This window comes from Serratia sp. CY84636 (assembly GCF_052166245.1).
Classification (GTDB): domain Bacteria; phylum Pseudomonadota; class Gammaproteobacteria; order Enterobacterales; family Enterobacteriaceae; genus Serratia; species Serratia nevei.
This window is the reverse complement of the sequence record NZ_JBJNOX010000002.1, coordinates 1,298,854-1,320,934: the sequence shown is the minus strand read 5'-3', so window position 1 is coordinate 1,320,934 and position 22,081 is coordinate 1,298,854. Positions and strand designations below refer to the sequence as shown.

Annotated in this window: 25 protein-coding genes; 8 read left to right on the top strand and 17 right to left on the bottom strand. The window is 61.6% G+C overall.

From position 1 onward, the window contains the following. Positions 1 to 4: 4 nt before the first annotated feature. The 4 genes from flgG (at position 5) to flgJ (ending at position 3,627) form a co-directional block, all read left to right on the top strand. Positions 5 to 787 (top strand): flagellar basal-body rod protein FlgG, encoded by a 783-nt coding sequence (gene flgG / locus ACJ8QI_RS10815; protein ID WP_060439715.1) that lies wholly within the window; start codon positions 5 to 7, stop codon positions 785 to 787. Between the two features lie 83 nt (positions 788 to 870). Then, on the top strand, positions 871 to 1,572 hold the full coding sequence (gene flgH, locus ACJ8QI_RS10810; RefSeq protein WP_004934817.1) for a flagellar basal body L-ring protein FlgH: 702 nt from the start codon (positions 871 to 873) through the stop codon (positions 1,570 to 1,572). A gap of 10 nt (positions 1,573 to 1,582) precedes the next feature. Next, positions 1,583 to 2,683: a flagellar basal body P-ring protein FlgI gene (locus tag ACJ8QI_RS10805; protein WP_004934816.1), complete on the top strand. Its 1,101-nt coding sequence runs from the start codon at positions 1,583 to 1,585 to the stop codon at positions 2,681 to 2,683. Then, on the top strand, positions 2,683 to 3,627 hold the full coding sequence (gene flgJ, locus ACJ8QI_RS10800; protein ID WP_049200258.1) for a flagellar assembly peptidoglycan hydrolase FlgJ: 945 nt from the start codon (positions 2,683 to 2,685) through the stop codon (positions 3,625 to 3,627). The genes ACJ8QI_RS10805 and flgJ overlap by 1 nt, the downstream gene beginning before the upstream one ends. Positions 3,628 to 3,634: 7 nt before the next feature. Here the strand turns inward: flgJ and ACJ8QI_RS10795 are convergent, their stop codons facing one another. Next, complete coding sequence (locus ACJ8QI_RS10795) at positions 3,635 to 3,919, bottom strand: hypothetical protein (RefSeq protein WP_442532464.1); 285 nt, start codon at positions 3,917 to 3,919, stop codon at positions 3,635 to 3,637. Between ACJ8QI_RS10795 and flgK the strand changes: the two genes are divergently transcribed. Further along, positions 3,912 to 5,561, top strand: coding sequence for a flagellar hook-associated protein FlgK (flgK, locus tag ACJ8QI_RS10790; RefSeq protein WP_060425883.1), 1,650 nt, complete (start codon positions 3,912 to 3,914; stop codon positions 5,559 to 5,561). The genes ACJ8QI_RS10795 and flgK overlap by 8 nt on opposite strands. Before the next feature lie 59 nt (positions 5,562 to 5,620). After that, positions 5,621 to 6,580, top strand: a complete 960-nt coding sequence (flgL, locus tag ACJ8QI_RS10785) for a flagellar hook-associated protein FlgL (protein WP_060420803.1) — start codon at positions 5,621 to 5,623, stop codon at positions 6,578 to 6,580. Between the two features lie 272 nt (positions 6,581 to 6,852). Here flgL and sra read toward each other — a convergent pair whose 3' ends face one another. From sra to fliF, 14 genes are all read right to left on the bottom strand, one after another. Beyond that, entirely contained in the window at positions 6,853 to 6,987 is a 135-nt protein-coding gene (sra, locus tag ACJ8QI_RS10780; RefSeq protein WP_087763075.1) for a stationary-phase-induced ribosome-associated protein, read from the bottom strand. A 358-nt stretch (positions 6,988 to 7,345) separates the two neighbouring features. Then, positions 7,346 to 8,128, bottom strand: a complete 783-nt coding sequence (gene fliR / locus ACJ8QI_RS10775; RefSeq protein WP_033632754.1) for a flagellar biosynthetic protein FliR — start codon at positions 8,126 to 8,128, stop codon at positions 7,346 to 7,348. A 2-nt stretch (positions 8,129 to 8,130) separates the two neighbouring features. Continuing rightward, positions 8,131 to 8,400 (bottom strand): flagellar biosynthesis protein FliQ, encoded by a 270-nt coding sequence (gene fliQ / locus ACJ8QI_RS10770; protein ID WP_004934803.1) that lies wholly within the window; start codon positions 8,398 to 8,400, stop codon positions 8,131 to 8,133. Between the two features lie 21 nt (positions 8,401 to 8,421). After that, positions 8,422 to 9,183, bottom strand: a complete 762-nt coding sequence (gene fliP / locus ACJ8QI_RS10765; RefSeq protein ID WP_060420806.1) for a flagellar type III secretion system pore protein FliP — start codon at positions 9,181 to 9,183, stop codon at positions 8,422 to 8,424. Further along, positions 9,180 to 9,584, bottom strand: a complete 405-nt coding sequence (fliO, locus tag ACJ8QI_RS10760; RefSeq protein ID WP_442532463.1) for a flagellar biosynthetic protein FliO — start codon at positions 9,582 to 9,584, stop codon at positions 9,180 to 9,182. Before fliO ends, fliP begins: the two co-directional genes overlap by 4 nt. Then, the gene (gene fliN / locus ACJ8QI_RS10755) at positions 9,584 to 10,000 is read right to left on the bottom strand and encodes a flagellar motor switch protein FliN (protein ID WP_038876868.1); all 417 of its coding nucleotides are present in this window, start codon (positions 9,998 to 10,000) and stop codon (positions 9,584 to 9,586) included. Before fliN ends, fliO begins: the two co-directional genes overlap by 1 nt. Next, the gene (fliM, locus tag ACJ8QI_RS10750; RefSeq protein WP_025303254.1) at positions 9,993 to 10,997 is read right to left on the bottom strand and encodes a flagellar motor switch protein FliM; all 1,005 of its coding nucleotides are present in this window, start codon (positions 10,995 to 10,997) and stop codon (positions 9,993 to 9,995) included. Before fliM ends, fliN begins: the two co-directional genes overlap by 8 nt. A 5-nt stretch (positions 10,998 to 11,002) precedes the next feature. Continuing rightward, complete coding sequence (gene fliL, locus ACJ8QI_RS10745; protein ID WP_004934797.1) at positions 11,003 to 11,488, bottom strand: flagellar basal body-associated protein FliL; 486 nt, start codon at positions 11,486 to 11,488, stop codon at positions 11,003 to 11,005. Between the two features lie 165 nt (positions 11,489 to 11,653). Then, positions 11,654 to 12,886, bottom strand: coding sequence for a flagellar hook-length control protein FliK (locus tag ACJ8QI_RS10740; protein ID WP_060420811.1), 1,233 nt, complete (start codon positions 12,884 to 12,886; stop codon positions 11,654 to 11,656). Further along, complete coding sequence (gene fliJ / locus ACJ8QI_RS10735) at positions 12,883 to 13,329, bottom strand: flagellar export protein FliJ (RefSeq protein WP_033647768.1); 447 nt, start codon at positions 13,327 to 13,329, stop codon at positions 12,883 to 12,885. Before fliJ ends, ACJ8QI_RS10740 begins: the two co-directional genes overlap by 4 nt. 21 nt (positions 13,330 to 13,350) lie before the next feature. Continuing rightward, a complete protein-coding gene (gene fliI, locus ACJ8QI_RS10730) occupies positions 13,351 to 14,712 on the bottom strand; it encodes a flagellar protein export ATPase FliI (RefSeq protein WP_004934781.1) in 1,362 nt (453 codons plus the stop codon). After that, on the bottom strand, positions 14,712 to 15,416 hold the full coding sequence (gene fliH, locus ACJ8QI_RS10725; RefSeq protein ID WP_038876881.1) for a flagellar assembly protein FliH: 705 nt from the start codon (positions 15,414 to 15,416) through the stop codon (positions 14,712 to 14,714). The genes fliI and fliH overlap by 1 nt, the downstream gene beginning before the upstream one ends. Next, positions 15,409 to 16,401 carry a flagellar motor switch protein FliG gene (gene fliG / locus ACJ8QI_RS10720; protein ID WP_060420814.1) on the bottom strand — a complete coding sequence of 331 codons (993 nt, stop codon included), beginning with the start codon at positions 16,399 to 16,401 and terminating at the stop codon, positions 15,409 to 15,411. Before fliG ends, fliH begins: the two co-directional genes overlap by 8 nt. Continuing rightward, positions 16,398 to 18,104 carry a flagellar basal-body MS-ring/collar protein FliF gene (gene fliF, locus ACJ8QI_RS10715; RefSeq protein ID WP_149571144.1) on the bottom strand — a complete coding sequence of 569 codons (1,707 nt, stop codon included), beginning with the start codon at positions 18,102 to 18,104 and terminating at the stop codon, positions 16,398 to 16,400. The genes fliG and fliF overlap by 4 nt, the downstream gene beginning before the upstream one ends. A gap of 314 nt (positions 18,105 to 18,418) precedes the next feature. Between fliF and fliE the strand changes: the two genes are divergently transcribed. Then, positions 18,419 to 18,733 carry a flagellar hook-basal body complex protein FliE gene (fliE, locus tag ACJ8QI_RS10710; RefSeq protein WP_025159836.1) on the top strand — a complete coding sequence of 105 codons (315 nt, stop codon included), beginning with the start codon at positions 18,419 to 18,421 and terminating at the stop codon, positions 18,731 to 18,733. A 117-nt stretch (positions 18,734 to 18,850) separates the two neighbouring features. On the opposite strand, the gene ACJ8QI_RS10705 is transcribed toward fliE, so the two are convergent. Further along, a complete protein-coding gene (locus tag ACJ8QI_RS10705) occupies positions 18,851 to 19,450 on the bottom strand; it encodes an FMN-dependent NADH-azoreductase (RefSeq protein WP_442532462.1) in 600 nt (199 codons plus the stop codon). Between the two features lie 129 nt (positions 19,451 to 19,579). Between ACJ8QI_RS10705 and ACJ8QI_RS10700 the strand changes: the two genes are divergently transcribed. Further along, positions 19,580 to 20,509, top strand: a complete 930-nt coding sequence (locus ACJ8QI_RS10700) for a LysR substrate-binding domain-containing protein (protein ID WP_442532461.1) — start codon at positions 19,580 to 19,582, stop codon at positions 20,507 to 20,509. 478 nt (positions 20,510 to 20,987) lie between these two features. Here ACJ8QI_RS10700 and ACJ8QI_RS10695 read toward each other — a convergent pair whose 3' ends face one another. Further along, entirely contained in the window at positions 20,988 to 21,848 is an 861-nt protein-coding gene (locus ACJ8QI_RS10695; RefSeq protein ID WP_442532460.1) for a helix-turn-helix transcriptional regulator, read from the bottom strand. Positions 21,849 to 22,081: the final 233 nt, after the last annotated feature.

The following is a 22,081-nucleotide window of genomic DNA, read 5'->3' as shown; positions in this document are numbered from 1 at the left end:
ACCGATGATTCCATCCTTATGGATTGCCAAAACCGGTCTGGACGCGCAGCAGACCAACATGGACGTGATCGCCAACAACCTGGCGAACGTCAGCACCAACGGCTTCAAACGCCAGCGGGCGGTATTTGAAGACCTGCTGTATCAGACCATGCGTCAGCCGGGGGCGCAGTCCTCCGAGCAGACCACGCTACCCTCCGGGCTGCAGATCGGGACCGGCGTGCGTCCGGTGGCGACCGAGCGTCTGCACAGCCAGGGCAACCTGTCGCAGACCAACAACAGTAAAGATGTCGCCATCAAGGGGCAGGGATTCTTCCAGGTGATGCTGCCGGACGGCACTCAGGCCTATACCCGTGACGGGTCGTTCCAGATCGATCAGAACGGCCAGCTGGTGACCTCCAGCGGTTTCCAGGTGCAGCCGGCGATCACCATTCCGGCGAACGCGCTGTCCATCACCGTCGGCCGCGACGGCATCGTCAGCGTCACCCAGCAGGGGCAAACCGCCGCCCAGCAGGTGGGCCAACTGACGCTGACGACCTTTGTCAACGACAGCGGTCTGGAGAGCGTGGGAGAGAACCTGTATCAGGAAACCGAAAGCTCGGGCCCGCCGAACGAGAGCACGCCGGGGCTGAACGGCGCCGGTCTGCTGTATCAGGGTTACGTGGAAACTTCCAACGTCAACGTGGCGGAAGAGCTGGTCAACATGATCCAGACTCAGCGCGCGTACGAGATCAACAGCAAAGCGGTATCGACTTCCGATCAGATGCTGCAAAAGCTGACGCAACTGTAATCTGTCATTGACGGGCCCGGCCTGCCGCGCCCGTCATTCTCTTTCGTGAAACAAAGGCGATACCCGTGGTAACCACATATTCGATGGCAATCCTGCCGCGGCAGGGACAACGCTGGCTGGCGGGAATGGTGATGCTGACGCTGAGCGGCTGCGCCTATATCCCGCACAAACCGCTGGTGGACGGCGCGACCACGGCGCAGCCCGCGCCGGCCAGCGCGCCGATGCCGAACGGCTCGATCTTCCAGACGGTGCAGCCGATGAACTACGGCTACCAGCCGCTGTTCGAAGACCGCCGTCCGCGCAACGTCGGCGACACCCTGACCATCGTGCTGCAGGAAAACGTCAGCGCCAGCAAGAGCTCCTCCGCCAACGCCAGCCGCAACGGCGCCAGCAAGTTCGGCGTCGCCACCTCGCCGCGTTACCTCGACGGCCTGTTGGGCAATGCGCGCGCCGATATGGACATTTCCGGCGACAGCACCTTCGGCGGCAAGGGCGGCGCCAACGCCAACAACACCTTCAACGGCACCATTACGGTGACGGTCAACCAGGTGCTGGCCAACGGCAACCTGCACGTGGTAGGGGAAAAGCAGATCGCCATCAACCAGGGCACGGAATTCATCCGCTTCTCCGGCGTCGTCAATCCGCGCACCATCAGCGGCAACAACTCGGTGACCTCGACGCAGGTGGCGGACGCACGTATCGAATACGTCGGCAATGGCTATATCAACGAAGCGCAGACCATGGGCTGGCTGCAGCGCTTCTTCTTAAATGTTTCACCGTTCTAAGGATTGACTGATGCTGAAAAAATGGTTTATCGCGCTGTGCGTCGGGCTGGTGTGCTTGCCGGCGGCGGCGGAGCGCATCCGCGATCTGGTGACGGTGCAGGGCGTGCGAGACAACGCCCTGATCGGCTACGGCCTAGTGGTGGGGCTGGACGGCTCCGGCGACCAGACCATGCAGACGCCGTTTACCACCCAAAGCCTGAGCAACATGCTGTCGCAGCTGGGCATCACCGTGCCGCCGGGCACCAACATGCAGCTGAAAAACGTGGCGGCGGTGATGGTAACGGCCAAACTGCCGCCGTTCTCGCGCGCCGGGCAGAACATCGACGTGGTAGTTTCTTCGATGGGCAACGCCAAGAGCCTGCGTGGCGGCACCCTGCTGATGACGCCGCTCAAAGGCGTGGATAACCAGGTTTATGCGCTGGCGCAGGGCAACGTGCTGGTCGGCGGCGCGGGCGCGGCGGCCGGCGGCAGCAGCGTGCAGGTCAACCAGCTGGCGGGCGGGCGCATCAGCAACGGCGCCACCATCGAGCGCGAGCTGCCGACCACCTTCGGCAGCGGCGGCGTTCTCAACCTGCAGCTGAACGACGAAGATTTCACGCTGGCGCAGCAGATCAGCGACGCCATCAACCGCCAACGCGGCGGCGGCACCGCGACGCCGCTCGACGCCCGCACGATCCAGGTATTGGTGCCGCAGGGCAACAGCTCTCAGGTGCGCTTCCTGGCGGAGATTCAAAACATCACCGTCAACGTCGGGGCGATGGATGCCAAAGTGATCATCAATTCGCGCACCGGTTCGGTGGTGATGAACCGCGATGTGATCCTCGACTCTTGCGCCGTCGCCCAGGGCAACCTGTCGGTGGTGGTCGATCGGCAGAACACCGTCAGCCAACCGACGACGCCGTTCGGCGGCGGCCAGACGGTGGTGACGCCAAACACCCAGATCTCGGTGCAACAGCAGGGCGGATCGCTGCAGAAGGTGAACGCCAGCGCCAACCTGAACAACGTGATCCGCGCGCTGAACGCGCTGGGCGCCACGCCGATCGATCTGATGTCGATCCTGCAGGCGATGCAGAGCGCCGGCTGCCTGCGCGCCAAGCTGGAAATCATCTGATGGCCGGCGATCTGATGGCGATGTCGGGCGCGGCCTATGACGCCCAGGCGCTGAATGGCCTCAAGCGCGATGCGGCGGCGGACCCGCAGGGCAACCTCAAGCAGGTGGCCCAGCAGGTGGAAGGCATGTTCGTGCAGATGATGCTGAAAAGCATGCGCTCTGCCTTGCCGCAGGACGGGGTATTGAGCAGCGATCAAACGCGGCTCTATACCTCGATGTACGACCAGCAAATCGCCCAGCAGATGTCGCAAAAAGGGCTGGGGCTGGCCGACATGATGGTCAAGCAGATGAGCAACGCCAACACGGTGCCGAGTGAAACGGCAGGCCTGTCGCCGATGGCGCTGGACAACGAGGTGCTGCAAACGCTGCCGAACCAGGCGCTGGAGCAGATGGTGCGTCGCGCGATGCCGAAAGCCCCGCCGGCCGCCGCGCCGCTGTCGCTCAACAACGGCAACTTCGTCGCTCGCCTGTCGATACCGGCGAAGGTCGCCAGCCAGCAGAGCGGCATTCCGCATCAGCTGATCGTCGCGCAGGCGGCGCTGGAGTCCGGTTGGGGGCAGCGCGAGATCCCGACCTCGGACGGCACGCCGAGCTACAACCTGTTCGGCATCAAGGCCGGCGGCAGCTGGAACGGGCCGGTGACGGAGATCACCACCACCGAGTTCGAACAGGGCGCGGCGAAGAAGGTGAAGGCGAAGTTCCGCGTCTACGGCTCGTACGTCGAGGCGATCGCCGATTACGTCAAGCTGCTGACCAACAACCCGCGCTATGCCGACGTGGCCGCCGCGCGCAGCCCGGAGCAGGCGGCGCATGCGTTGCAACGCGCCGGCTACGCCACCGACCCGCAGTACGCCAGCAAACTGGTCAGCGTGATTCAGCAGATGAAGAACGCAGGGGAACAGGCGGTCAAAGCTTATACCCACGATTTGAAAGATTTGTTCTAAATCCCCGTCAGGCTTGACGCCGCAGCGGCGTTGACTGCACAAGTTCGCCCCGGTCACTTGGCTTAACCAGGCTCCCGGGGACGCCCTTGCTTGTCGCCTTGCTGCGACGCCAATTATTGAGGGGATAGGCGATAATGAAGGCTGGCTGGATGCTGACCGCATTGCCGCTTTTTTTCCTCAAGTTCTTCTCATTTTTGCCGATAACCGAGACAGGCTGAGCGAACAGGCTCAGCAGCTCAATTAGAACCCTGTGGGCCACCGGCGCCGCAGCATAAGGAATTCCGATGTCCAATAGCTTAATCAATACCGCGATGAGCGGGCTGAATGCGGCTCAGGTGGCGCTCAGTACCGTCAGCAACAACATCTCCAACTACAACGTGGCGGGCTATAACCGCCAGACCGCGATCCTGGCGCAGAACGGCGGCATGGCCACCATGAGCGGCTTTATCGGCAACGGTGTGACCGTCACCAGCGTCAACCGCGAGTACAACCAGTTCATCACCAACCAGTTGCGCGGTGCGCAAAGCGCCTTCGGGGCGCAAAACGCCTATTACGAGAAGATTTCGCAGATAGACAACCTGCTGGCGAGCAAAACCAACCCGCTGTCGACCAACATGCAGGATTTCTTCACCAACCTGCAGAACCTGGTGAGCAACGCCGGTGACGACGCCGCGCGCCAGACGGTGTTGGGCAAGGCCAACGGCCTGGTGAACCAGTTCAACAACACCGACAAATTCCTGCGCGACATGGACAACGGCGTCAATCAGCAGATCAGCGATACGGCGCAGCAGATCAACAGCTACGGCCAACAGATCGCCAAGCTGAACGACGAGATCACCCGTTTGCGCGGCAGCGCCGGCGGCGAGCCGAATGCGTTGCTGGATCAGCGCGATCAGCTGGTTACCGAGTTGAATCAGCTGGTGGGCGTGCAGGTCACGCAGCAGGATGGCGACGCTTATACCGTCTCCTTCGCCAACGGTTTGACCCTGGTGCAGGGCAGCAACACTTATCAGGTGGAGGCGATGCCTTCCAGCAGCGATCCTTCCCGCCTGACCATCGGTTATAACCGCGGCAATGGCGCCAGCGAAGTGCCGGAAGGCCAGATCACCAGCGGCAGCCTGAGCGGCGTGCTGAAATTCCGCAGCGAGACGCTGGACGGCGTGCGCAATCAGCTGGGCCAGTTGGCGTTGGCGATGGCGGACAGCTTCAACCAGCAGCATCGCGCCGGTTTCGACCTGAACGGCGACGCAGGCGGCGACTTCTTCAGCTTCAGCGGCGGCCGGGTGGTGGATAACACCCGCAACACCGGCGACGCGTCGCTGTCGGTCGCTTACACCGACACCGGCAAGGTGAAGGCCAACGATTATCGCGTCGAGTTCGACGGCAGCAACTGGCAGGTCAGCCGCCTGCCGGACAACGTGAAAGTCAACGCCACGCCGGGCACCAGCGCCGATGGCAAACCGACGCTGAACTTCGATGGGCTGGAAGTGAGCATCGACGGCAATGCGCAGGCTAAAGACAGCTTCACCGTGAAGCCGGTCAGCGACGTGGCGGGCAATCTGAAAGTGGCCATCACCGATTCGTCCAAGATCGCCGCCGCGGGTAAAGACGACAGCGGCCGAGGCGATAACGAAAACGCCAAGAAGCTGCTGGATCTGCAGACCAAAAACCTGGTGGACGGCAAGGCGACCTTGAGCGGCGCTTACGCCGGCATCGTCAGCGGCGTCGGTAACCAGACCGCTGCCGCCAAGGCCATCGCCACTTCGCAGGCCAAGATCGTGACGCAGCTGGGCGCGCAACAGCAGTCGATGTCCGGCGTTAACCTTGACGAAGAGTACGGCGAGCTGCTGCGTTTCCAGCAGTACTACATGGCCAACGCGCAGGTGATCCAGACCGCCAGCTCGCTGTTCGACGCGCTGCTGAATATTCGTTGATTTCATTGTTAACCGGCGCTGATAACGGCGCCGGTCGCTCAGAGTAAGGAACCCACAGCATGCGCATGAGCACCAGCATGATGTACCAACAGAACATGAACGGCATCACGGGCAACCAGTCGCTGTTCATGAAGGCCGCCGAGCAGCTTTCCTCGGGCAAGCGGGTGATCAACCCGTCCGACGATCCGCTGGCGGCGTCGCGCGCGGTGATGTTATCGCAGTCGCAGGCGGAAAACAGCCAATACACGCTGGCGCGGACTTTCGCTCGCCAAAGCGTGTCGATGGAAGAAACGGTCTTGGCCGGCGCGACGTCCACCATCGCGGACATGAAGGCGCTGATCGTCAGCGCCGGCGGCACGGAAAGCGATAACGACCGCCAGTCGTTGGCCACCCAGCTGCAGGGGCTGAAAGATCAGCTGCTGAACCAGGCCAACAGCACCGACGGCAACGGCCGCTATATGTTCGGCGGATACGTGAACGACAAGGCGCCGTTCGTCGACAACGGTGGCACCGTCAGCTATCAGGGCGGTGACAAGACGGTTCAGCAGAAAGTGGACGCCAACCGCACCATGACCATCGGCCATACCGGCAACGCGGTGTTCATGTCGTTGACCAGCAACCCGAAGCCTGAGCCGGACGGCAGCGCGCCGGTCAGCAACGTATTCGAGAGTATCGATATCGCGCTGAACGCGCTGAAAACCCCGCTGCAGGGCGCCGATGAGGCTACCAAGCAGCAGGTGAACGATGCGCTGGCGAAAGCCAACCGCGGCCTGGACAACTCATACAACAACGTGCTGAGCGTGCGCGCCGAGCTGGGCAGCCAGCTGCAGGAGATGGATCAGCTGGACAGCATCGGCAAAGAGCGCGACATGACCAACCAGGTCCAGATGAGCGCGTTGACGGATGCCGATCTGGCCGAGTCTATCTCGTCTTATTTCATGCAGCAGGCGGCACTGCAGGCGTCGTATAAAACCTTCAGCGATATGCAGGGCATGTCGCTGTTCCAGATGAATCGTTAAGAGCAAGACCCCGTTGCCTGACCGCGACGGGTTTCCCTTTAGTGCGCTTAGAAAACGTCCTCTCCGCCCCGCGGGGAGGAAGGCTTCTTGAAACCGGGCGCACTCGTTTGGCGCGTCACTCGTTCTCCCACTACTGACTGAGTGACGCGCCTTTTTTTAATCAGGGAAGAAATAATACGATTGTCACCCCTGTTTAATGCGCAACGGCATTATTGAAATCAGTGGCGGAAAAATCGCGATGGATATTATTTCCCTGACGATAAATAGCGGTGCTATTTCTTTTTCTTCTCTACTTTCCATTTTCCGCCGTCGGCCGTCTCGGTAAAAGAAACTCTAAACTTGTTGCTTTTCCAGTGGGTCAAACCGAATAACCGGCGTGCTTTGCGGTTGCTTTTCGCTTTAATCATGATCTCGCTCCTGTGGTTAGCAAAGGTCGATGCTGCGCCCTGCAGCCGGCAGGCTGCCGGACGCATTTATTCTGGGTGTAAGTTATCTGCCGCGTATTTAACAATGCGTGACTGCGTTATTCTTATTTTTTACTCGAGATAAACGTACTTTATCGCTGCGAAAAATAAGGAGGTGCAAGGCGATATTTTTTTTGTTACCGGGTCTATTCTAGGTCGGGGTTTTATTTATTCAAGCCACCGGAGACATTTGAACCTTAATCCGGATAAAAGGCGTTTCTCAGGCTTTTGTCCCAAGAAAGCGTTTTTATTGCCATTTTGTCTCAGGCGAAAACGGGGGAAGGAAGGGGGGCGCAGGGGGTTAGAAGGTCATGCCGCCGATCACCGCCGCCAGCCGATCGAAGATTTCACCGAACAGATGCTCGCAGAACGGGGCTAACATCGGCATCATCATGCCCAGCGTCATGATGCCGAAGGTCATGGTGACCGGGAAGCCGATCACGAAGACCGACAGCTGCGGCGTCATGCGGTTGAGCAAGCCGAGCGCCATGTTCAGCGTCAACAGCAGGCAGATCAGCGGCAGCGCCAGCATCATGCCGTTGATGAAGATCAGCGAGCCGACCTGGGTCAGCACCAGGAAGCCGTTGCCGTTCAGCGGCTGCGTCTGGATAGGCAGGGTGTGGAAGCTGTCCGCCAGCAGCGAAATCAGCCACAGATGGCCGTCGAAGCTGAGGAACAGCAGCATCGCCAGCAGGTTGAGCAGGCGCGCCAGCACCGGCATGTTCGGGCCGCCGCTGGGATCGAAGAAGGTGGCGAATGACAGGCCCATCTGCATGCCGATCACTTCGCCCGCCAGGCGCACCGCCGCGAAGGCGAACTGCATGGTCAATCCCAGCGCCACGCCGATCAGAATCTGTTGAATCGCCAGCCACAGGCCGGCGGCGGAGAAGATCGGGATATTGCTGGCGGGCAGCGTCGGCGCGATCAGGATGACGATCAGCCCGCCAAGGCCGATTTTGACCTTTTTGCTGATTTGCTTTTCGCTGAATATCGGCGCGGTGCTTATCAGCGCCAGAATGCGCAGCAGCGGCCAAAAATAGTGGCTGAGCCAGACGGTGAGCTGGGCGCTGTCGAAGGTGAGCACGGTTAGCCGATCAGGGTGGGCAGGTTGCTGAACAGGGTGCGCATGTAGTCCAGCAGCAGGTTCAACATCCAGGGGCCGGCGATGATGATGGTGGCCACCACCGCCAGAATTTTGGGGATGAACGACAGCGTCATTTCGTTGATCTGGGTGGCGGCCTGCAGCAGGCTGACCACCAGGCCGCTGATCAGCGCCGCCAGCAGCAGCGGCGCGGCCAGCGCCAGCGCCACTTTCATCGCCTCGGTGCCGAGCGCCATAACCGATTCAGGTGTCATCTCGCGTTCTCCGATCGGGGGTTACGAATAGAAGCTCTGCGCCAGCGAGCCGAGCAGCAGCTGCCAGCCATCGACCAGCACGAACAGCATCAGCTTGAACGGCAGCGAGATGGTGGCCGGCGGCACCATCATCATCCCCAGCGCCATCAGCACGCTGGCGACCACCAGGTCGATAATCAGGAACGGAATGAACACCGTAAAGCCGATCTGGAAGGCCGTTTTCAGTTCGCTGGTGACGTAGGCGGGCAGCAGGATGCGCATCGGCACCGCCTCCGGGCCGGCCAGCGGCGGCTGATTGGCCAGCCTGGCGTACAGCGCGAGATCGGTTTCGCGCGTTTGGCGCAGCATGAATTCGCGCAGCGGCTGCGCGCCTTTATCCAGCGCGACCTCCAGCCCGATCTTGTCCTGGCTGAACGGCAGGTAGGCGTCCTGATAGACCTTGTCGAACACCGGCGACATGATGAAGAAGGTCAGGAACAATGCCAGCCCCAGCATCACCTGATTCGGCGGCGCCGACGGGGTGCCCAGCGCGTTGCGCAGCAGCCCGAGTACGATGATGATGCGGGTAAAGCTGGTCATCATCAGCAGCATGGCGGGCAGGAAGGTCAGCGAGGTTAACAGCACCAGCGTCTGCACCGGCAGCGACCAGCTTTGGCCGCCGTTGGCCAGCGGCTGACTGATCAGCCCCGGCAGTTGCGCCACAGCCGCCGGGCTGATGAACAGCAGGGCGGCAGGGAGCCAAACCGCCGGACGGCGGACGAGGGTATGAAGAGTCGAGGTCATGCCGATTTTTCCGGGCGTTTCAGAACTTTTTGCATCAGTTGGCGGAAGTCCGCCGGCGTCGCCGCATCGGCCGCACCCTCGTCTTTCGACGGGGCGGGCAGGGTGTGCAGCGGGGTGATCTGCTGGGCGGTGACGCCCAGTACCAGCAAGGTATCGTCGACTTCCACCACCACCACGCGCTCGCGCTGCCCGACCTGGCAACTGGCGCGCAGGTTGAGCAGCTTGTTGTTGCGCGCCTGCGGGGCGAAGCCCAGCCGGCGGAACAGCCAACCGGCCAGCAGGATCAGCAGCAGAATGCCGCCGAGCGCGCTGCTGACCTGCATCAACACCGAACCGGCCGGCAAGGCCGGCGCGGCGGGTTGTTGGGTACTTTGGACGGTAACGGGCGCTGCGACGGTCATCAGCGGCTCAGTCGACGCATGCGTTCGGACGGGGTGATGATGTCGGTGATGCGCACGCCGAACTTGTCGGCCACCACCACCACTTCACCTTGTGCGATCAGGTAACCGTTGATCAGGATGTCCAGCGGCTCGCCGGCCAGGCCGTCCAGCGCCACCACCGAGCCTTGCGACAGGCGCAGCAGCTCTTTGATGGTCATCTTGGTGCGCCCCAGTTCCACGGTCAGCTTGACCGGAATATCCAGGATCAGGTCGATATCCTGCAGGCTGCCGAGCGCATCCTGAGCTTCCAGCGACTTGAACACCCCTTCGGTGCTCGCGCCGGATTTCTCTGTCGACTGCTGCTCGTTAAACGCATCAGCCCACAGATCGTCTACGGATTCCTTTCCTTCGCCAGACGGTTGCTTAGGATCACTCATTGGGCTGTTCCTCACTCAGAGCATTCAAAATAGGGTTAATCAAATGTTCAACACGCAGGGCATATTGCCCGTTCAACGTGCCGTATTGGCTGGTCAGAACCGGTACGCCGTCCACATGGGCGATCAGGCGTTCCGGCTTGTCTATCGGTAATACATCGCCCGGCTGCAGCTTCAGGACTTTCGACAGCCGCATCGGGATATCGACGAAGTTGGCGATCAGCTCCAGTTCGGAGTGCTGCACCTGCTTCACCAGGGTTTCGCGCCAGTGGCTGTCTTCCTGCCGCGAATTTTCCAGCGGCGGGTTGGTCAACAGCTCGCGCAGCGGTTCGATCATTGCGAACGGAATGCAGATGTTGAACTCGCCGGTCAGCGCGCCGATCTCCACCTGGAACGGCGTGGTGACCACGATGTCGTTCGGCGAGGTGGTGATGTTGGTGAACTTCACCTGCATTTCGGCGCGCACGTACTCCACGTCGATCTTGTAGATGGCGCTCCAGGCGTCGCCGTAGGCGTCCAGCGCCAGGCGCAGCATGCGCTTGATCACCCGCTGTTCGGTCGGGGTGAACTCGCGGCCTTCGACCTTGGTCGGGAAGCGGCCGTCGCCGCCGAACAGGTTATCGACGGCGATGAACACCAGGCTCGGCGCGAACACGAACAGGGCGGTGCCGCGCAGCGGGTTCAGATGCACCAGGTTCAGGTTGGTCGGCACCGGCAGGTTGCGGGCGAACTCGTGATACGGCTGGATTTTGATCGGGCCGACGGTAATGTCCGGGCTGCGGCGCAGCAGGTTGAACAACCCCATGCGGAACTGCCGGGCAAAACGTTCGTTGATGATTTCCAGCGCGTGCAGACGCTCGCGCACCACGCGGCGCTGGGTGTTCGGATCGTAAGGCTTGACCTCGCTCTCTTTGCCGACTATCGCTTCGGGTTCATCACCCGCGCTGTCGCCGTTGAGCAAGGCGTCGATCTCTGCCTGTGAAAGAATGCTATCGCCCATAGTGATTACCGCAGTATGAAGGCGGTGAACAGCACGTCGCTGACCACCTGCTTCGGTTGTCCCTTAACCAGCGGCGGGCTGAGCACGTCCTTAATCTGCGCCACCAACTGTTGCTTCCCTTGTTCATTGGCCAGCTGGCTCGCTTCCTGACGGGAGAGCAGCATCAGCAGACGGCTGCGCACTTCCGGCAGAAAATCGTTCAGCTGGCGGCGGGTACTTTCGTCCGGCAGACGCAGCGTGAGGCCGATGTACAGCACGCGATCCGGGTTGTTGTCCGGCGTCACCAGGTTGACGGTAAAGGTGTCGAGCGGCATGAACACCGGCGCGGCCGGCGGTTGCTGTTTGGCAGCGGCCGGTTCGGCACCGTTTTTATGCTGTTGCAGCAGCCACCAGCTGTAGCCCGCGGCGCCACAGGCGACGACGCTGATCAAGACCAGCAGGATGACCAGAAGGGGGCGTTTCGGTGCTGCCGGAAGGGAGTTCTGAGACATAGCGAAATCTAATTCCTGTTGTTCCACCCGCGGCCGGCGAGGCGGCGGGCATAGCGCGCGGCAAGGCCGCACGCATGACATGTAAAGGTATTATCGCGTCTATTGTGGCGTGCAATAGCCTGAATAGACGCGCAAATGGGTGCCAGCTTGGGCGTTTGCGGCGGCTTAGGCGAAAATATCGACGCCGTTGACCGCGCTGGCCATACGCTGCAGCGCCGCCGGTGCGCTGACGCCCTCGGCGGCTGCGCCGTCACCGCCATGATGTTCAGCATAGCTGGAACGCCCCTGGCCGTTGGAAGCCTGCTGTTGCGCCTGCTGCTGCCATTGCGGGGTGGACTCGCCGCCCACGCTGCTTTGCCCCAGGTTGATCCCACTCTCCGCCAGCGCGTGCCGCAGCTGCGGCATCGCCGCTTCCACCGCCGCACGCACCTGACCGTGAGCGGAGGCGATGTGCAGCTGCGCCTGCTGATCGTCCAGTTTCAGCGTGATCTGCAGGGCGCCCAGTTCCTGCGGGTGCAGGCGCAGCTCGGCGCTCTGCTGGCCGTTGCGGTGGAACATCAGCACCTGCTGGTTCAACGCCTGCTGCCACTCCGGGCTGCCCAGCTGCGCGTTGAGCTGCGGCGCAGGCGGTGCGGTCACCAGTGCGCTGGCAGGAGCGGCCGTTTGCGTTGGGCTGGCGGCGGCCAGGGCGACGGCGTGGTTGAGCGTCGGTGGCTGCTGCGCATCGCTCGCCGGCAGCGGCTGTGCGGTGCTTGCTCGTTCGCCGTTGGTCGGTTGCGGGAGCGCCGCCTTGGCATTATCGCCGTCGGTAGCCGACGTTTTCGCCTCCGTCAGCGACGGAGCGGGGGATGCCGATGAACGCGCGGCGGTTTTATCACCGGCCGCCGCGATGTTCAGCAGGCCATTGCCGGGCTGCAGCGCAGTCGCCTCGTCAGCGCTATCCACCGGCAGCGAGCGTTGGCCTTCGGCCGGTTGCGCCTGGGCGACGATCGCGGCCGGCAGCATGGCGTACAGCGCCTGCAGCGTTGCGGCATCCAGCTCTTTGGCGGCGGCGATCGGCGGCTGCGCCGGTTTGTCGCCGGCGGCGGGCGCTTCGTCCTCGGCGCCCTCAGGTGAAAGCGCGTCGGCTGAGGCCGTCTGGCCCGGCAGCAGGCCGCCGCGCTCGCCGAAGGTGGCCAGCAGTTGATTGAGCTGGTTGCGGCTCAGGGCCGGGGCGCGTTCTTCGTCCGCGCTCAGCGCGACCGGCGGCTGTTTGCCGTCGGCGGCGGGCGCGAAACGGGCGCCGAGCAGCTGGGCGAAAGCGGACGACAGCTGGCTCTCATCCAGCGCCGACGTCAGTTCGGCCAGGCCGCCGGCGTCGCCGGGTAAGGCCAGGCCGGGCAGGGCGTTCAGATTCATGGGTTGATATTCCTTTGTGCACTGCGTTGAGCGAACTCATCCATCAGTTTTTGATCCCGTTTGTTCTCCTGCTGCTGCTCCGCCGTCAGAGCGCGGGTATGCAGGGTCTCGAAAGCGTTCAGCCGCTGTTGTTTGTCTTGCCATTGCTTCACCGCATGATCCACTTTCTGCCCCCACTGCAGCAGCTGCTGGCGGTGTTGGTCGATGGCCTGTTCCAGCGTGCCGATAAACTGCTGGTAGTTTTGCCAGCGTGAGCTGTCCATGCCGTCGCAGAGCGTATGATTCAGCTTCTGGCGGTATTCGTCCTGATAGTTGAGCAGCATCGACAGCTGCTGCTCTGCCGCCTGCTGCGCCTGCCGTACCTGGCCCAGCTGTTGCGCGGCCTGTTCCACCGCATCCTGCGCCAGATCTCGCAGGGTAATCAGGGGGGATTGTGATTTCATCGCTGTGCGCCTCTGGTGACGTTAAACAATCAACTGCTGCAGCTGTTGACAGGCTTCATCATAGCCGCTGCGTTCAAAGATGCCCTGTTGCAGGTAAGCTTCCATCTGCGGATACAGCGTCATCGCTTTGTCCAGCAACGGATCGCTGCCCGCCGCGTAGGCGCCGACGCTGATCAGATCGCGGTTGCGCTGATAGCTGGCCAGCATCTGTTTGAAGGTGCGCACCCGGCGGTAATGCTCTTCGTCGATCAGCGACGTCATGGCGCGGCTGATTGACGCTTCGATGTCGATCGCCGGGTAGTGGCCGGCTTCCGCCAGGCGCCGGGACAGCACCACGTGGCCATCGAGAATTGCGCGCGCCGAGTCGGCGATCGGGTCTTGCTGATCGTCCCCTTCGGTCAACACGGTGTAGAAGGCGGTGATGGAACCGCCGCCGCTGATGCCGTTGCCCGCGCGTTCCACCAGCGCAGGCAGCTTGGCGAAGACCGAAGGCGGATAGCCTTTGGTCGCCGGCGGCTCGCCGATGGCCAGGGCGATCTCACGCTGCGCCATGGCGTAGCGGGTGAGGGAATCCATGATCAACAACACATGCTGCCCGCGATCGCGGAAATCTTCGGCGATGCGGGTGGCGTAGGCCGCCCCCTGCATGCGCAGCAGCGGCGACACGTCCGCCGGCGCGGCGATCACCACCGAGCGCGCCCGGCCTTCGGCGCCGAGAATGTTCTCGATAAAGTCTTTGACCTCGCGGCCACGCTCGCCGATCAGGCCAACGACGATCACATCCGCCTGGGTATAACGGGCCATCATGCCGAGCAGCACGCTCTTGCCGACGCCGGAGCCGGCGAACAGGCCCATACGCTGGCCGCGGCCGACGGTCAGCAGGCCGTTGATGGTGCGCACCCCCACGTCCAGCACCTGCTCGATCGGCGTGCGCTGCAAGGGGTTGAACGGCGCGGTGATCAGCGGCGCGCGGTAACCGGTTTCCGGTGAAGGCAGGCCGTCGAGCGGTTTGGCGCTGCCGTCCAGCACCCGTCCCAACAGGGCCGGGCCGAGCGGCAGCTGTTTGCCGGCGCTTTGGCCTTCCGGCGCGATGCGGGCGTAAACCCGCGCGCCCGGCACGATGCCTTCCACTTCTTCCAGCGGCATCAGGAACAGCCGCTGGCCGTTGAAGCCGACCACTTCGCTTTCCACTTCCTGCACCTCACCGGCGTCGTGCCGTTCGATGAGGCAGGTCGCGCCGAGCGGCAGCTGCAGGCCGGTAGCCTCCAGCACCAGCCCGGTCGCACGGGTCAGGCGACCATAGCGGCGCACCGTCGGCGCGCGCGCGATGCGTTTTTCCAGCGTATCCAGAGAGCTCAGCCAGCGGCCGAGACGCGCGGTCATCAGACTTCTCCCGGTGCCGCCAGGCGGCACAGTTCATGCCAGCGCGTCGCCAGGCTGGCGTCGAGATCGCCTTCCTCGGCGCTGACCTTGCAGCCGCCCGGGTGCAGCTCGCCGTCCGCCAGCAGGCGCCAGCCGTGCAGGCTGAGGGTGACCCCCAGCTGCTGCTCGACGCGCGGGTAGTCGTCCGGGTGCACCCGCAGCTGCGGCTTGCCGTTGAACATCGGTTCCTGTTGGATCAGCTGTTGGATCTGCGCCAGCAGGGCGGTGCCGTCGCATACCGGCGGCTGGCCCAGCACCTGTTTGGCGGCGGTCAGTGCCAGCTGCATCAGCCGCGAAGCGATCACGCTGTCGAGCGCGTCCAGCGTGTGCTGAAATTCGGTGACCAGCTGCTGCCAGTGGGCAGTCAGCGGCTGCTGCTGCTGTTGCGCTTCCAGCAGCCCTTGCTGGCGGCCTTCCTCCAGTCCGGACTGAAAACCGGCCTCATAGCCTTTTTGCTGGCCGTCGGCATAGCCCAACTGCTGGCCCTGTTGCTCCGCCTGCAGGCGCAGCGTCGCCAACTGCTGCTGCAATTCGGCCTGTGCGTCCGGCGACGGATCGTCAAGTTCGAGATCCGGCAACTGCGGCAGTTCGACAGCCGGTTTCTGTTCGCCCAAATCGTTGAGCGACCAGGGCTGCCAGGGCAGGGTGTTAATGCGATCAGACATAGGTGTCCTCGCCGCCGCCGATGATCATTTCGCCGCTTTCCGCCAGGCGTCTTACCACCAGCAGAATGGCTTTCTGCTCGTTCTCCACCTGCGACATGCGCACCGGCCCACGGTTGGCCAGATCGTCGCGCAGGATGTCGGCGGCGCGTTGCGACATGTTCTTGAGGAACTTCTCGCGCAGCGGCTGCTCGGCGCCTTTCAACGCAATCAGCAGCGACTCGCCTTCCACTTCCTGCAGCAGGCGTTGGATACTGCGATCGTCGACCTCCACCAGGTTTTCGAACAGGAACATCTCGTCGATGATCTTCTGCGCCAGCTCGCCGTCGTATTCGCGCATCGCGTCGATGACCGCTTCTTCCTGCTGGGTTTTCATCAGGTTGATGATCTCGGCGGCGGTGCGCACCCCGCCCATTTTGCTGCGCTTGAGGTTCTGGCCGTCGAGCAGATTGTTCAGCACTTCGGTCAACTCCGCCAACGCCGCCGGCTGTACGCCGCCGAAGGTGGCGATACGCAGCATCACGTCGTTGCGCAGGCGTTCGTCGAACAGGGCCAGGATATCTGCCGCCTGGCCGCGTTTGAGGTGCACCAGAATGGTGGCGATGATCTGCGGGTGTTCGTCGCGGATCAGATCGGCAGCGCTCTGCGGCTCCATAAAGTTGAGCGTTTCCATGCCGGTGGTGGTCTCGCGCGATTCGAGAATGTCTTCCAGCAGGCTGGCGGCGCGCTCTTCGCCCAGCGCTTTGACCAGCACCGAACGCAGGTAGTCGCTGGCGTTGACGCTCAGCGCCGCGTATTGCTCGGCGTCGTCTTCAAACTCGGTCAGTACTTCGCCGAGCTGTTTGTGCGAAACCTGGCTCATGCCGGCCATGGTGCCGCTCAGCAGCTGTACTTCGCGCGAGGAGAGGTGTTTGAACACCTCCGCCGCGCGATCTTCACCCAGCGTCATCAGCAGGATGGCGCTTTTGTCGGTTCCGGTCAGGCTCATATCTCGTTACTCATCCATTGGCGGATTACCAGAGCGACCACGCGTGGGTCTTTGTCAGCCAGATCGCGGATCCGCTGGCTCTGGACTTCTGCGCTGACGCGCTGCTGCGATTTACGACGCTGCGCCAGCTCCTCGTTGCTCGGTTTGCTGCTGTCGACCGGTTTGGCGGCAGGGGCGTTGGCGGCGGCGACGGCGGCCTGTTGCGCCGCCTGGCGCTGTTGCAGCTGCGGCCGCACCAGTTTGCGCCACAGCAGCCAGGCCACCAGCAGCACCAGCAGATAGCGGCCCGCGTCGATCAGACGATCGATAAACGACTGGCTTTGCCAGAACGGCAGTTCGCCACCGGTCACCTGACTGTCGGTAAACGGCGTGTTGACCACGTTCAGGGTATCGCCACGGCTGCTGGAGTAGCCCATCGCTTCACGCACCAGCGCTTCGATCTGCGCCAGCTGCTCTTTGCTCATCGGCTGCGGTTTGCCGTCTTTATCGGTGCCCAGATAGTTGACGACCACGGCGACCGACAAACGCTGCACGGTGCCGGCTTTTTGCTGGGTATGGCGAATGGTGCGGTCGAGCTCGTAGTTGGTGGTCGCGTCGCGACGGGTATTTTGCGGTACGCCGCTGGCCGCCGCGCTGCGGGTGGTCGCGGCGTTTTGCGCGGTGGCGTTGGCGTTGGCATTGTTGCCTGCGGCGGTGGCCGGCTTGGCGGTCTCAATCGGTGCCGTGGCCGGCGCGCTTGGCTGATTGGACAGTGCGCCCGGCACGCCGCCTACCTGTGGCCCGCCGATCTGCTCGCTCAGGCTGGTTTGCTGAGAGCGGATAGCGGCTTTGTCAGGCTGTTGGTTAGGTTGGTACTGTTCATCGGTTTGTTCGCGAGTGGCGAAGTCGATTTGCGCCGTGACCTGCGCGCGCACGTTGGCGCTGCCGACCACCGGGGCGAGGATCGCTTCGATGCGGCGCTGGAAGCCGTTTTCCACTTCGTTGGCGTATTTCAGCTGCGAGGCGTTGAGATCGCGCCCGGTGCCGTCGGACTGCGTCAGCAGACGGCCAGCCTGATCGACCACGGTCACATTGCCCGGCGGCAGGCCGGCGACGCTGCTCGACACCATATAAACGATGGCGTTGATCTGGCCATCGTCCAGCGCACGGCCGGGTTGCAGGGTCAGCGTTACCGACGCGGAAGGGGATTTTTGTTCGCGCACGAACAGCGAAGGTTTAGGCAGCGCCAGGTGAACGCGGGCGTTTTGCACCGGCCCCAGCGATTCGATAGTGCGCGACAGCTCGCCCTCGAGGGCACGCTGATAGTTGATCTGCTCGCTGAACTGGCTGATGCCGAATTTTTCCTGATCCAGCAGTTCGAAGCCGACGGCGCCGCCTTTCGGCAGCCCTTGCTGCGCCAGGCGCAGGCGGGTTTCATGCACCTTTTCCGCCGGGATCAGCAGCGCTGCGCCATTCTCGGCAAAGCGGTAAGGGATATTCATCTGCGTCAGCTGGGTGACGATGGCGCCACCGTCGCGGTCGTTCAGATTGCTGTACAGCACGCGGTAGTCGGGACTTTTCACCCACAACAGCAGCGCGACGACGATCGCGATCGCGGCGGAAGCGGCGACCAGCAACGGAATTTTCGGGTTGGCGCGCAGACGATTCCAGATGGCCTGCAGGCCGTTGTCGCGGCTTTCGCCGGCGGTTATCGAAGCACTCATTTTAGGTCTCGTCCTTCAATGGCGCTCACGATCCCGTACGGGCCGCTGAGCAGCTCCCTGCCAGGCTGATGAACGGTATGGTTAGCGTTGTGTGACAAAACAGACTCCCTGATACACATATCTTCTAAATAGCGGCGCTCCCATTTCTGGGCAGGCCATTATTCGCCTTATCAGACGATTCTGATTGCCCGATAAGCCGGGTTTTTTGCAGTTAATTAGCCGCTTTAGCTCTGAAAACGCTGTGCTAGGGTGTGCATCATTGGAGAAGTGCAGGGTGAAACGTCACCCGGCGAGACGAGATGATTGAGGACCAGATGGCGATTCAGGGCATTGAAGGGGTACTGCAGCAGATGCAGACCATGGCGGTTCAGGCCGGCAAAATGGGGCAGAATGCGGCGCCACAGGGCGTCAGCTTCGCCAGCGAACTGACCGCGGCGCTCGGCAAGATCAGCGAGACCCAGCAAACGGCGCGCAAGCAGGCGCAGGATTTTGAACTGGGCGTGCCGGGCATCAGCCTGAACGATGTGATGGTCGATCTGCAGAAATCGTCGGTCTCTTTGCAACTGGGCGTGCAGGTGCGCAACAAGCTGGTGGCGGCCTACCAAGATATTATGAATATGCCGGTGTGACGTTCGGTCTGTGCCACCTGTCAGAGCCGGGTCCGTCGCCAAAAGCGACGGATCTCGACGGCTAACAGGAGGGCAAAAGGGCCGATGACAAACAGAGTCAGCAACATCGAAAAGGCCTCAGTCCGCCAATTCCACAATCCGTTCGTGGGCGTTCGCCAGTCCCTGCGCGAGGCCGTGCGGTTTCATATCCAGCCCTTCGGCATAGATAAATTGCACGTCGCCGATCCCCATCAGCCCCAGCACCGACCGCAGGTAGGGCGTCACGGCGTCGGTCGGCTGGCCGGCGTGTACGCCGCCGCGTGAGCTGAATACCAGTGCATTGACGCCCTCGACCAACCCGACCGGGTAGGTGGCGGTATAGTTGAACGTTACCCGGGCGCGGGCCACCAGATCGAACCAGTTTTTCAGCTGGGTCGGTACGTTGAGGTTGTACATTGGCGCCCCGATCAGCAGCAGATCGCTCCCTTTCAGTTCGGCAATCAGCCGATCGGACAGCGCCACCGCCGCTTGGGCGCGTGGGCGGGTGTTTTCCGCGCCGCGCAGTGCACTGAACAGCTCGCCGTCCAATACCGGCAGATCCAACGCCGTCAGATCGTGCTCGACGACCTTATCTTCGTGCCCTTTGGCCCGACGTTCCGCCAGATAGCGGTCAATCAGGTTATTGGTCTGCGAGTCGTTTCCCATAATGCTGGATTTGAGCACCAGTATTTTTTTCATGTGGTTGTCCTCTGACGGTCATCTGTGGTTTTCACCGGGAATTCCGGAATGACTGCAGGTTATCATTGCTTGATGTTCACCAGTGGTGATAGGTTTTCACTTAATTGATTCCAATTTGGAAACGGTAAAGTGAAAAGCGATCTCAGCGCGCTGCCGGCTTTTGTCGCCGTGGCGGAAGGCGGCAGTTTTGCCGCCGCTGCAGAAAAACTGCATCTGACGCGCTCTGCGGTCAGCAAAATCGTGTCGCGGCTGGAGGCGCGGCTCGGCGTGATGTTGTTTATGCGCACTACGCGCAGCCTGAGCCTGACGGATGAAGGGGCGCTGTACTACGAGCACTGTCGGCAGGCGTTGGCGAACATACAGGCGGCGGAAAATCAGCTGGACAGCGGCAAGATGCAGGTCAGTGGCCGGCTCAGGGTCTCGGTACCGGTGTTGTTCGGCCACCTGTGCATCGCCCCCTTGCTGACGGCGCTGGCGAATGAGCATCCGTTGCTGGCACTGGAAATCTCGTTCAGCGACCGCAGGATCGATCTGGTCGACGAGGGGGTCGATCTGGCGGTGCGCATCGGCGAGCTGGCGGACAGCGGTAGTCTGGTTGCCCGGCGTCTGGGCGAACACGGCATGCTCCTGTGTGCCTCGCCCGATTATCTGCAGCGCTGCGGTGAACCGAGTACGGTAGAGGCGTTAAGCCGACATCAGGCGGTGGGGTATCTGCACGCGGGCGCGGTGTTGCCCTGGCAACTTCGCGGCGAAAACGGCGAGCTGCAGCCGTTCAGGCCACCGGCCAAGATGATGATGGATGATATGCAGGGGATCGTCGATGCCGTTTCCGCCGGTGCCGGTATTGCCTGGCTGCCGGAGTGGCTGGTACGCGATCGGCTGGCGGCGGGGGCGTTGGTGGAGATCATGCGCGGTGAGTCCAGCCTCAGTTTTCCGGTGAATGTGGTATGGCCCTATATGCCTTACCAGCCGCTCAAGGTGCGGCTGGCGGTGGACAAACTGGTGGCGGAGCTGCCGGGGAAATTGGCGCTTGCTGCGCCGGTGGTATCGCACCGGTAATGGCCGGCACCATCATCGACAGGAAACGGGCGCTAATGTACCGAATAGAGGGACGAAAACGGCGCTGTCAGGCTCATTGAATGCGCAGGGGACCGTTTATTATGGCCTGATTAGTAGGGTTATTATTCGAGGCAGGTCAATGAGCACGAAAAGCGAATCCAGATGGCGTCTGATCAGTATTTTAATGCTGATAGTACTCGCCGTATTAATTGGCATTCTGGTTAAACTGGACTGAAGTCTGACCAGGCGATAAAAGCCTGGCCATTTTATTGTGCGGCAATTAAGCGCATCATGTCTTCTTCATACAGCAATGCTAAAAGCCACAGCCCCAACAACATTATTGCCAGAGAAAATAATCGCTTTTCATTACGCATCGTTTAATTTGCTCTTCGGCGGTTCGACGTTGCTTAGCCTATCTCAGCGTTGTGACAACTGTTAGGAACCTGTGCCAAATAAAGCCATTTTGTTGCGCGTCTATTTATGTTTCTCCGGCGGCTATCGCTTCGGCCCCCAGGGAGCCAGGTTCCATAATCCTTTGGTGGCCGCGAATGGCGGTAGGCGCAAAGCCGAAGCGCTTGCGAAAACGTTCGGCGAAACGCGACGCGCTTTCATAGCCGACATCTTGTGCGATGGCGGATATCGGCCAGTCGGTGGATTGCAGCAGGGCCAGCGCACTGCTCATGCGCACGTCGATCATCAGGTTGCGCAACGCGGTATTTTCCATCGACAGTTTGCGGCGCAGCATCACTTCACTCATCGACAGGCTCTCCGCGACTTTGGCCGCGGTCCAAATGCTGTGTGGATCGGTTGCCAGGCAGCGGCGCACGCGCTGCGTCAGGTCTTTGGCTTCGTTGTGGATGAAGCGAATGCCGAACTGGGCCAGCCACAGCAGAATTTCCAGCATTTTGTGCCGCACGATGATGGTGGGAAAACGCTGCCGGAGCGCCAGCGCCAGGCTGGTGGTCTCAAAGCTGTGCTTCAGGGCGCAGGGCAGATTGCGCAGCGCCAGGACGGCATCGAACGGCATCGGCGCCGGCGTTTCCTCGGCCGGAGGCTGAAGAGTGAGCAGCAGAGGGTCGCAGGTCAACAACTGACAGCTGAACACGCCCTCTTCGGAGGGGCCGTTAATAATATCCACCGTTTGTCCCCCGTCGATAATCAACAGCTCGCCGGGATGAGCCACCACTTCGTGTTGTTGCCAGCGTACGCGCTTATGGCCTTGTTGTATCAGATACAGATGTGGTTGCTCAAAATAGACTGAAGGGAATAATAATTCAGTATGCTGAACGATGTGCGCTGAGGCACCAATTCCTGGACAGAGATTAATTGTACGTTCCATCGATATTCATTTCGCAGCCATTATCTGGGAATATCTTTACGCTTTGATCCGCGTTGGAGCAACATTTTTCCATGGGCTGTGAAACACAGCGGCGTGTTTTATCTATCAAAAATCAATTTCCTGCTGAACAGAAAACGTCCGTGTCGGGATGATGCTTATCCATTAAAGTGAGAGCCAGGCTCGAAGCGCGCATTTTACCAATTACCCATAAACTGAATAATTCAAATGCCATA

What these genes read in the sequence shown, in the direction of transcription:
- fliF (WP_149571144.1), bottom strand. Translation starts at nt 18,104, where the DNA reads ATGAGTGCTTCGATAACCGCCGGCGAAAGCCGCGACAACGGCCTGCAG.
- fliO (WP_442532463.1), bottom strand. Translation starts at nt 9,584, where the DNA reads ATGACCGTCGCAGCGCCCGTTACCGTCCAAAGTACCCAACAACCCGCC.
- fliP (WP_060420806.1), bottom strand. Translation starts at nt 9,183, where the DNA reads ATGACCTCGACTCTTCATACCCTCGTCCGCCGTCCGGCGGTTTGGCTC.
- fliJ (WP_033647768.1), bottom strand. Translation starts at nt 13,329, where the DNA reads ATGAAATCACAATCCCCCCTGATTACCCTGCGAGATCTGGCGCAGGAT.
- flgK (WP_060425883.1), top strand. Translation starts at nt 3,912, where the DNA reads ATGTCCAATAGCTTAATCAATACCGCGATGAGCGGGCTGAATGCGGCT.
- fliH (WP_038876881.1), bottom strand. Translation starts at nt 15,416, where the DNA reads ATGTCTGATCGCATTAACACCCTGCCCTGGCAGCCCTGGTCGCTCAAC.
- sra (WP_087763075.1), bottom strand. Translation starts at nt 6,987, where the DNA reads ATGATTAAAGCGAAAAGCAACCGCAAAGCACGCCGGTTATTCGGTTTG.
- fliI (WP_004934781.1), bottom strand. Translation starts at nt 14,712, where the DNA reads ATGACCGCGCGTCTCGGCCGCTGGCTGAGCTCTCTGGATACGCTGGAA.
- fliL (WP_004934797.1), bottom strand. Translation starts at nt 11,488, where the DNA reads ATGTCTCAGAACTCCCTTCCGGCAGCACCGAAACGCCCCCTTCTGGTC.
- fliQ (WP_004934803.1), bottom strand. Translation starts at nt 8,400, where the DNA reads ATGACACCTGAATCGGTTATGGCGCTCGGCACCGAGGCGATGAAAGTG.
- flgH (WP_004934817.1), top strand. Translation starts at nt 871, where the DNA reads ATGGCAATCCTGCCGCGGCAGGGACAACGCTGGCTGGCGGGAATGGTG.
- fliG (WP_060420814.1), bottom strand. Translation starts at nt 16,401, where the DNA reads ATGAGCCTGACCGGAACCGACAAAAGCGCCATCCTGCTGATGACGCTG.
- flgL (WP_060420803.1), top strand. Translation starts at nt 5,621, where the DNA reads ATGCGCATGAGCACCAGCATGATGTACCAACAGAACATGAACGGCATC.
- flgG (WP_060439715.1), top strand. Translation starts at nt 5, where the DNA reads ATGATTCCATCCTTATGGATTGCCAAAACCGGTCTGGACGCGCAGCAG.
- ACJ8QI_RS10705 (WP_442532462.1), bottom strand. Translation starts at nt 19,450, where the DNA reads ATGAAAAAAATACTGGTGCTCAAATCCAGCATTATGGGAAACGACTCG.
- ACJ8QI_RS10805 (WP_004934816.1), top strand. Translation starts at nt 1,583, where the DNA reads ATGCTGAAAAAATGGTTTATCGCGCTGTGCGTCGGGCTGGTGTGCTTG.
- fliM (WP_025303254.1), bottom strand. Translation starts at nt 10,997, where the DNA reads ATGGGCGATAGCATTCTTTCACAGGCAGAGATCGACGCCTTGCTCAAC.
- ACJ8QI_RS10740 (WP_060420811.1), bottom strand. Translation starts at nt 12,886, where the DNA reads ATGAATCTGAACGCCCTGCCCGGCCTGGCCTTACCCGGCGACGCCGGC.
- flgJ (WP_049200258.1), top strand. Translation starts at nt 2,683, where the DNA reads ATGGCCGGCGATCTGATGGCGATGTCGGGCGCGGCCTATGACGCCCAG.
- fliN (WP_038876868.1), bottom strand. Translation starts at nt 10,000, where the DNA reads ATGAGTGATCCTAAGCAACCGTCTGGCGAAGGAAAGGAATCCGTAGAC.
- fliE (WP_025159836.1), top strand. Translation starts at nt 18,419, where the DNA reads ATGGCGATTCAGGGCATTGAAGGGGTACTGCAGCAGATGCAGACCATG.
- ACJ8QI_RS10695 (WP_442532460.1), bottom strand. Translation starts at nt 21,848, where the DNA reads ATGGAACGTACAATTAATCTCTGTCCAGGAATTGGTGCCTCAGCGCAC.